This is a genomic window from Bradyrhizobium canariense (genome assembly GCF_019402665.1).
Lineage (GTDB): Bacteria > Pseudomonadota > Alphaproteobacteria > Rhizobiales > Xanthobacteraceae > Bradyrhizobium > Bradyrhizobium canariense.
Genome location: NZ_VSST01000083.1, coordinates 25483 through 33400, shown reverse-complemented (window position 1 = coordinate 33400; position 7918 = coordinate 25483). Strand labels below are relative to the sequence as shown.

8 protein-coding genes are annotated in these 7918 nt (G+C 64.7%); 5 read left to right on the top strand and 3 right to left on the bottom strand.

From position 1 onward, the window contains the following. The coding region (gene groEL, locus FXB41_RS34935) for a chaperonin GroEL (RefSeq protein WP_219684956.1) at window positions 1-815 on the top strand (815 nt) is incomplete at its 5' end. 237 nt (window positions 816-1052) lie between these two features. Here groEL and lepB read toward each other — a convergent pair. Together lepB and FXB41_RS34925 are read right to left on the bottom strand one after the other, a co-directional pair. Further along, window positions 1053-1799 carry a signal peptidase I gene (gene lepB / locus FXB41_RS34930; protein ID WP_219684955.1) on the bottom strand — a complete coding sequence of 249 codons (747 nt, stop codon included), beginning with the start codon at window positions 1797-1799 and terminating at the stop codon, window positions 1053-1055. A 107-nt stretch (window positions 1800-1906) separates the two neighbouring features. Further along, on the bottom strand, window positions 1907-2740 hold the full coding sequence (locus tag FXB41_RS34925; RefSeq protein ID WP_035995675.1) for a LysR family transcriptional regulator: 834 nt from the start codon (window positions 2738-2740) through the stop codon (window positions 1907-1909). Between the two features lie 132 nt (window positions 2741-2872). Between FXB41_RS34925 and FXB41_RS34920 the strand changes: the two genes are divergently transcribed. The 3 genes from FXB41_RS34920 (at window position 2873) to FXB41_RS34910 (ending at window position 5582) form a co-directional block, all read left to right on the top strand. Next, complete coding sequence (locus FXB41_RS34920; RefSeq protein ID WP_219684954.1) at window positions 2873-3466, top strand: cysteine hydrolase family protein; 594 nt, start codon at window positions 2873-2875, stop codon at window positions 3464-3466. Between the two features lie 13 nt (window positions 3467-3479). Then, window positions 3480-4118, top strand: a complete 639-nt coding sequence (locus FXB41_RS34915) for a glutathione binding-like protein (RefSeq protein WP_219684953.1) — start codon at window positions 3480-3482, stop codon at window positions 4116-4118. A 111-nt stretch (window positions 4119-4229) separates the two neighbouring features. Continuing rightward, window positions 4230-5582 (top strand): caspase family protein, encoded by a 1353-nt coding sequence (locus FXB41_RS34910; RefSeq protein WP_219684952.1) that lies wholly within the window; start codon window positions 4230-4232, stop codon window positions 5580-5582. 31 nt (window positions 5583-5613) lie between these two features. Here FXB41_RS34910 and FXB41_RS34905 read toward each other — a convergent pair whose 3' ends face one another. After that, window positions 5614-6687: a DUF2778 domain-containing protein gene (locus FXB41_RS34905; protein ID WP_219684951.1), complete on the bottom strand. Its 1074-nt coding sequence runs from the start codon at window positions 6685-6687 to the stop codon at window positions 5614-5616. Window positions 6688-7334: 647 nt separating this feature from the next. Between FXB41_RS34905 and FXB41_RS34900 the strand changes: the two genes are divergently transcribed. Continuing rightward, the gene (locus FXB41_RS34900) at window positions 7335-7859 is read left to right on the top strand and encodes a FecR domain-containing protein (RefSeq protein ID WP_219684950.1); all 525 of its coding nucleotides are present in this window, start codon (window positions 7335-7337) and stop codon (window positions 7857-7859) included. Window positions 7860-7918: the final 59 nt, after the last annotated feature.

The window sequence follows — 7918 nt, the reverse complement described above, 5'->3', positions numbered from 1 at the left end:
TCAAGGCTCCGGGCTTCGGCGATCGCCGCAAGGCCATGCTGCAGGACATCGCGATCCTGACCGGCGGCCAGGCGATCTCGGAAGATCTCGGCATCAAGCTCGAGAACGTCACGCTCAACATGCTCGGTCGCGCCAAGAAGGTGATGATCGACAAGGAGAACACCACGATCGTCAACGGCGCCGGCAAGAAGGCCGACATCGAAGCGCGCGTGGCTCAGATCAAGGCGCAGATCGAGGAAACCACCTCGGACTACGACCGTGAGAAGCTCCAGGAGCGTCTTGCCAAGCTCGCTGGCGGCGTCGCAGTGATCCGCGTCGGCGGCGCGACCGAGGTCGAGGTGAAGGAGCGCAAGGATCGCGTTGATGACGCGATGCATGCGACCCGCGCCGCGGTCGAGGAAGGCATCGTCCCGGGCGGCGGCGTCGCCCTGCTCCGTGCCTCCGAGCAGCTCAAGGGCCTGCGCACCAAGAACGACGACCAGAAGACCGGCGTCGAGATCGTGCGCAAGGCGCTCTCCGCGCCCGCTCGCCAGATCGCGATCAATGCCGGTGAAGACGGCTCCGTGATCGTCGGCAAGGTCCTCGAGAACAAGTCGTACGCCTACGGCTTCGACTCCCAGACCGGCGAATATGTCGACCTCGTCAAGAAGGGCATCATCGACCCGACCAAGGTGGTCCGTACCGCGATCCAGAACGCAGCCTCGGTTGCGGCTCTCTTGATCACCACGGAAGCCATGGTCGCCGAGCTGCCAAAGAAGGGCGGCGCCGGTCCGGCGATGCCCCCGGGCGGCGGCATGGGCGGCATGGATTTCTGATCCAGCCATTCCGGCAAACGACAAAATGCGAAACCCCGGCAGCGATGCCGGGGTTTTGTTTTTGGAGGATCGCTTCACGCGCCCCGCGATCATAGTCCGTAGCCTGGAAGGAGCGGAGCGCAATCCGGGGCACCGTATCCGGCGCGAGCAGTCTCCTGGATTACGCTGCGCTCCATCCAGGCTACGAACTCAATTCATGCAGGCGCCGCGCACTGCCCCGGGAATGGCGGAGCGGCCTCACCACACCTTCCCCAGTCGCTCCATGTGCGGCTCGCCCTCTTGGTCGAGCGACCAGAATATCCGCGTCACCTTGCCGACCAGATTGTCCATCGGCACGAATCCGATCGACGACATCACGCGGCTGTCGCTCGAGTTGTCGCGATTGTCGCCGAGCACGAAAAAATGGCCTGGCGGCACGGTGTAGACGTCGGTGTTGTCGTAGTAGCCGTTGTCGACGCAGTCCTGCGTGACGTAGGAGGCGCCGTTCGGCAGCGTCTCGCGCCAGCGCTTGGCCTTCGCAGCGGCGTCCACGCCGCAGCTGGAGCCGGCGAATACCTGCTTCAGAGCGACGCGCGTCACCGGGCGGTCGTTGAGGACGAGCTGGCCCTGCCGCATCTGGATGCGATCACCGGGCAGCCCGACCACGCGCTTGACATAGTCGACCGAGGTGTCCTTCGGCGTCCGGAACACGACGACGTCGCCATACTCGGGCTCAGCGGCCCGGAAACGCCCGGAGATCCATGACGGCGCGAAGGGAAACGAATAGCGGCCATAGCCATAGGCATATTTTGCGGCAAAGACGTAATCGCCGACCACCAGCGTCGGCGTCATCGAGCCGGACGGGATGTTGAACGGCTGAAACAGGAAGATGCGAAACAGGAACGGCGGCGACCACAGCACCGGAGTCAGGAGGATCAGGACGACGATCGCCTTCCATTCCCGCACTTTGGCCTGCGGGTGGATGGTTTCCTGAAGAGTGCTCATGCGCCTGCCCCGATCAAGCCCGTGCTCGTTGCGAGATTACGCAACCTTTGCGCGCGCGCAATCCCATAACTTGGTCGCGCCGCGCACGGATCGCGTTCACGCCGCAATCAGCCGCGCGCGAGATCGCTGAAGCAACGGCGGATCCATTCGATGGTGAGCCGCGTCGCCGGATCCCGCTTGAGGTGGTTCTGCACCAGCAGCCAGACGTCGCGGCGGCCAGGCAGCAGCGTGGCGCGCAGGCGGCGATCGCCGAGCAAGTCCGCGCAGACGTGCTCCGGTAACACGCCCGCGGCCTGATGCGCGCGGATCAGGTTACGGATGACCCGAACATTGTCGGTGACGCAGCGCGCGCGGGCTTTCTTCGCGCGCAGGAATTGCATCTCGGGAATGGCACCGAGCTCGTCGGGATAGGCGCACAGCATCGGCTCGCCCTCCGTCGTAACAGGCTCGAAATAATAGAGCTTGACGTCACCGAGCCTGGAGATCGCGAAGTCGCCCTTGTCGGGCTTGCGCAGCCGGATGGCGAGATCGGCTTCCCAGCGCGAGAACTTGACGTTCTCGCTCGAGGTGAGGAATTGCAATGTCAGGCCGGGATTGGTGCGCAGGAAGTCGCTCGCCCGCGGCGACAGAACCTCCTCGGCGACCGTGTTGGTGGAAGCGATACGCAGGCGTCCCACCGGACCTGCCAGACTCTCGCCGACGCGACCGATCTCGGCGGCATGTGCGGCCATCGCCTCGACATGCGCCAGCACCGCCTCGCAACTCCGCGTCGGCCGGCGCTGACCGTCCACCGCATCGAACAGCGGCACCCCGAGATCGCGCTGGATGCGTGCGAGTCTGCGTCCGACAGTGGTCTCGTCGATGCGCAGCCGCGCGCTGGCGCCGGCATAGGTGCCTTCGTCCCTCACCGCGGCGATGATGCGCAGATCGTCCCAGTTCATGGCGATGAACCTAGCAGGCACGACCGAATCCTGCAAATTTGCAGCCACATGCTGCAATAGTCCTGCACATTAGCAGGCCGCCACCGCGCTACTGTCGCGCCATCCGATATTCCCCAGGAAGGCCCGACCCGCATGACCGCCCCTAAAACCCTGCTTGAATTGTCCGGCGCCGATCTCACTCCGCCCGGGCTCGGCGATTCCTGCCTCGTGCTGATCGACATCCAGAACGAATATTGCGCCGGCCCGCTCGCCTTGCCGGATGCGGAGCCCGCGATCGCCGCCGCCGCGCGCCTGCTCGCCCGCGCGAGGGCGAGCGGCGCTGCGATCTTCCATATCGCGCACAAGGGACGTGCCGGCAGCCTGTTCGACCGCGAGGCCGCGCGCGGCGCGATCGTCAAGAACGTGGCGCCGCTCGCCAGCGAAGCCGTGATCGAAAAGGCGCTGCCGAACGCTTTTGCCGGCACCGACCTGCAGGTCCGGCTGGCCGCAACCGGACGCACGAACATCGTGCTGGCCGGTTTCATGACCCATATGTGCGTCAGCTCGACGGCCCGCGCCGCGCTCGACCTCGGCCTGCGCACGACGATCGCAGCCGATGCCTGTGCGACACGCGATCTTCCCGATGGCCGCGGCGGAGCGCTCTCCGCGAAGACCATTCACGAGGTCGCCCTGGCCGAATTGTCGGACCGGTTTGCGATCATCGCGCAAACCGAGGCGCTGACCTGAAGGAGCGTGGGCGATGCTGCAACTCTATTTCTCCCCGATGGCCTGCTCGCTTGCGAGCCGCATCGCGCTGATGGAAGCGAGCCTCGATGCCCGCTATCATCCGGTCCATCTCCAGACCAAGCAGGTCGTGGACGACGGCAGCGACTTCCTCGGCGTTTCCCCAAAGGGCGCGGTGCCGGTCCTGGTGCTGGAGAATGGCGAGCGGCTGACCGAATGCGCCGCGGTGCTGCAATACATCGCCGATCTGAAGCCGCAGGCGGGGCTTGCACCCGCGTTCGGAGATCCCGATCGCTATCGGCTCCAGGAATGGCTCAGCTTCATCGGGGCCGAGATCCACAAGGCGTTCCTGTTTCCGACCTTCTGGTACAAGGACGACGCCTCGCTTGCCAAGCCGCGTACAAGGATAGCGCAGAGCTTATCGATCCCTGCCACGCATCTGGCGGACCGCGAATTCCTCGTCGGCAACAGCTTCACCGTGGCAGATGCCCACCTCACCTGGGCTTTGCTGCTGCTCCGTCCCGCAGGCGTCGACATCGCGCAATGGCCATCGTTATCGGCCTATCTCGCGCGCATGCAGGCCCGGCCCACCGTGCGGGATGCGATTGCGACCGAAATGGCGGTGCGCAAGACGATGGCGGCGAGCCCGGCGTGACAGGATGTCACGGCCGCGAAACCTGAGCGTTGTCTCCGGCAGGGCATTGATGTCGGCGCGGCATGCGCTAATCTGGAGGGATATTTTTCGACATTTCCTTGGAAGGCATTCATGCGTGCTCTTTCCAGTTTTTGCCTCGCCAAACTTTGCGTCGCCCTCTTCGCGTGGTGGCTATGCCCCGAGCCTGCATCGGCGGAAACGCGGGTCGCGCTGGTGATCGGCAACGGCGCCTATGCCAGTACGGCGAAGCTTCTCAATCCGTCGCACGATGCCGAAGACGTCGCCGCCTCGCTCAAGCGCAGCGGCTTCGAGGTGCTCCAGGGCATCGACCTGCGCCAGGCCGACATGCAGGACCTCACCATCCGCTTCGCGCGCGCCGCGAGCAAAGCCGACGTCGCCATGTTCTACTACAGCGGCCATGCGATGCAGTACAACGGCGTGAACTATCTGATGCCTGTCGACGCCGTGCTGAGCGACGAAGCCGACCTGAAGCGCTTCGTGCGGGTCGACGACATCGTGAACGATCTGCAGCAGGCCAAGAACCTGCGCATCCTCATCCTCGATTCCTGTCGCGACAATCCGCTGGCCGAATCCTTGAAACGCTCCGCCGGCATGACGCGCGGCGCCTCGATCGGTCGAGGCCTATCGAAAGTCGAAGCACCGCGCGGCACGATCGTGTCGTTCTCAACCCAGTCCGGGCAGACCGCGGCCGATGGCAGCGGCCGCAACAGCCCCTACACGACGGCGTTCCTGAAGCACATCGAGGAGCCGCAGGAGATCGGCGAAGTCTTTCGCGACATCAGCAGCGACGTCTACGATTCCAGTGGCAGGACCCAGCTCCCGGAGCTGTCGCTGTCGATCATCGGCAAGTTCTATCTGAACGGGCCGGTGTCGGTCACGGTGGCCCCGGCCGCGCCGCAAGCCGCACCTCGGCCTGATCCTTGCGCCGCCGCAGAAGCGCACTGGAAGGCCGCGGACGGCATCGGCACGCTCGGTGCTTTCGAGGATCACCTCGCGAGATTTCCGAATTGCATCTTCGCCACGCTCGCCAAAGCTCGGATCGAGGGCCTGAAGCAGAAGGTGGCGCTCGCGCCGGCAACCGGCAACGCCCGTACCGCGAAGGACTTCGACGGCAATTGGGACGTGACGTTGAACTGCCCGCCTACCGGCAAGGCGCAGGGCTTCACCCGGGCTCTGTCTGCCACGGTTGCGAACGGCGTGTTTCACGCTGACGCTCAGAGCCAGGGCGCCGTCAATCGCCTGGAGATCGATGGCCAGATCCCCGCGGACGGCAAGACCACTTTGAGCGCGCGCGGAACGACGGGGGCGAGCACCTATACCCTCAACAATCTCGCGCCCGGCTCGCCCTACGCCTTTACGGTCGATGCGCAGTTCGATCGCACCCGAGGCACCGGCAAGCGCAACGAGGCGCGCGCCTGCGGCCTGGTCTTCGTCAAGCGCTGATCGTGCAAAAAGCGGTGAGGCGCATTGCGCCTCACTCCACCCGCGCCAGCACCGCGAGTTTGCGGATGCCCTTGTTGCGGTAGGCGTCGAGGAACGCGTAATAATCCTTGAAGGACACGCAGCCGTTGGAATCGCCATTGGGCCCGAGCATGAAGGTGTGCGCGAGCAGGCCGTCGCGGCCGTAGATCGCGCTCTCACCGCCAATCGGGGTCAGGCGCAGCGCCGGAACGCCGTGGAACAGCGCTTCGCGCGGCTTCAGGTCGTAGATGTGCGGCGGCGTCACGCCACGCATGCGGATGCGCGAGGAACGGGGATCGTCGAGATTGGAGCCGAGGCCGGAATGTGCCTCGAGCTTGGTGCCGTCAGGCAGATACACCGTCTTCGCGCTGATGTCGTAAACCGCGGTGGAGCGGTCGTAGGGCGCCGAACCGCCGAGCATGGGATTCTGCTCCTTCGGCGCGATGGAAGCGGTCACGCTGGCGTCGGCCGAGGCATAGGCGAGCAGTCCGCCGGAGGGCTCGCGCTTGCCCCAGAGCTTTTCCACCATCGACTGACGCGGCCCGGTGATCGACATCACTGCAGCCTTGGCGCGATCGGCGATCGATTTTGGCTTCGCCTCAGGCGCCGGCACGATCTCGGCCGGATCTGCCGAGGCAAGCTGCACCGGCGCGTCGGCGCCGCGCTTGGACTTCGCAGCGTCAGCGATCTTGGCGGGACTTGGCTTCAGGACCTCCGCGACCCTCGCGATCACGCTCGGCTTCGGCGCGTCCTTGGCTTCCGCGATCTTGGCTGCGGGCGCGGCGCTCGCCGCATTCGATGTCACGCCTTGGGTCGCAGCCGCGGCAAAGCGATCGTTGAACATCTCGCGTGAGATCGGCGCTGCCACCTGCAACCGGTCGGGCAAGAGCGCAAAGGCTTCCTTGACGGCCTCACCGGCCTCGCGCAGCGCGACCCTGGGCGCGCGCTTGATCACGGGCTCGTCGTAGCCGCTGCTGCCGACCGTCGGATAGACGCTGGCGGCAAAGATGTTGCTGTAGATGGTCCAGCCGGCGCCAAGCACGACGCAGCCGATCGCGGCGGCGCCAAGCACGTTTTGCGTGGTCATTTTCCGGGAAGGCTTCCGATAAGAAGTGCTCGAGAATCCTTTGGACTTTCGTGCCGCGATGCCTTGCGCAGCGATACTCGTACTCATTCGCCTTGCGTCCAGAACGGTGTCACTCAGTCCCCCTTCGAAGCGCCGCTGGTCACGATCCGGGAACAGCATCTCGCAGAGGGTCGGAGCGTCATTAAGGCCACTTTTAGTTAAATGCGGATTAAGTTCGGGCGGATGTGGGGCAACCCGTTCGGGTCGTCCCATTTTGGGAAAAAGCCCGCAGGACTACGGACTTAGGCGCGTCTGTTAACTATAATTCTCGGCCGGATCGCTGCGGTCGGCGAACGTCTTTGGCCGCCTCTCTAGACGCACCAACCAAGTCGTTTTCGTGGTCTTCAATACCCGGACGTTAACGGGGAATCATTGCGCGAGGCTGGTGTGCAATAGCCCGCTTCCACGTCTCGTGGCACGCCGCTTACGCATCGCACAGGGCCCTCGCACGGCACGGCGCCCTGACCGAAAGTTGATCGAGCCGGTCTGGCAAAGCCCGCGCCGAGAAAATAGCTGCGATGTCGGCACTTTTCAGCAGCCTCTGCGTGTGATACGGTACCGTATCAACATCGCCTTGAACTGTGCCTGGCACGCAAACGGAGGCTGGCATGAGAGAGTTCGCGCGCGCGGGGTTTTTCGCTCTGGCGGGGTCGCTTCTGTTGACCGGACATGCGATTGCCCAGCCCGCTGCCAATGTTGGCTGCACGGCATCGCCATCCGCTGCCGGTACGCAGACCTGGCGCTGCGATAACGGCATCACCATCGTTGCGGAAAACGGCGCCAGATTTGAACTTAAGGACGCCAACCGCGACGGACATATAGACTCGGTGGAGTTGAGCAGCAAAGCGCTGCTGGTCGAGGTGCCCAAGAAGCCCGGCGGCAATCCCTTCAAGGTGCTGACGCCGCAAGCGATCGCCGCGGTGCGCGGCACGAAATGGGCGGTCGATGTCGCAGAGGCCAAGACCTCCGTCTTCGTGGCTGACGGTCGTGTCGGCGTGAGCCGCAGGAGCGGCGGGCGCGGCGTGGTACTAGGCCGCGGCGAAGGCGTCGACGTGGAAGCGACAGGCCCGTTGACGGTGAAGACATGGGGTCAGCCGCGCGTCGACGCGTTGATGACAAGACTAGGTCAATAGACTAGGCCGATAAGTTCGGGTCACCGGGGCTCGGCCAACAGCATTTGGACGATAGAGAG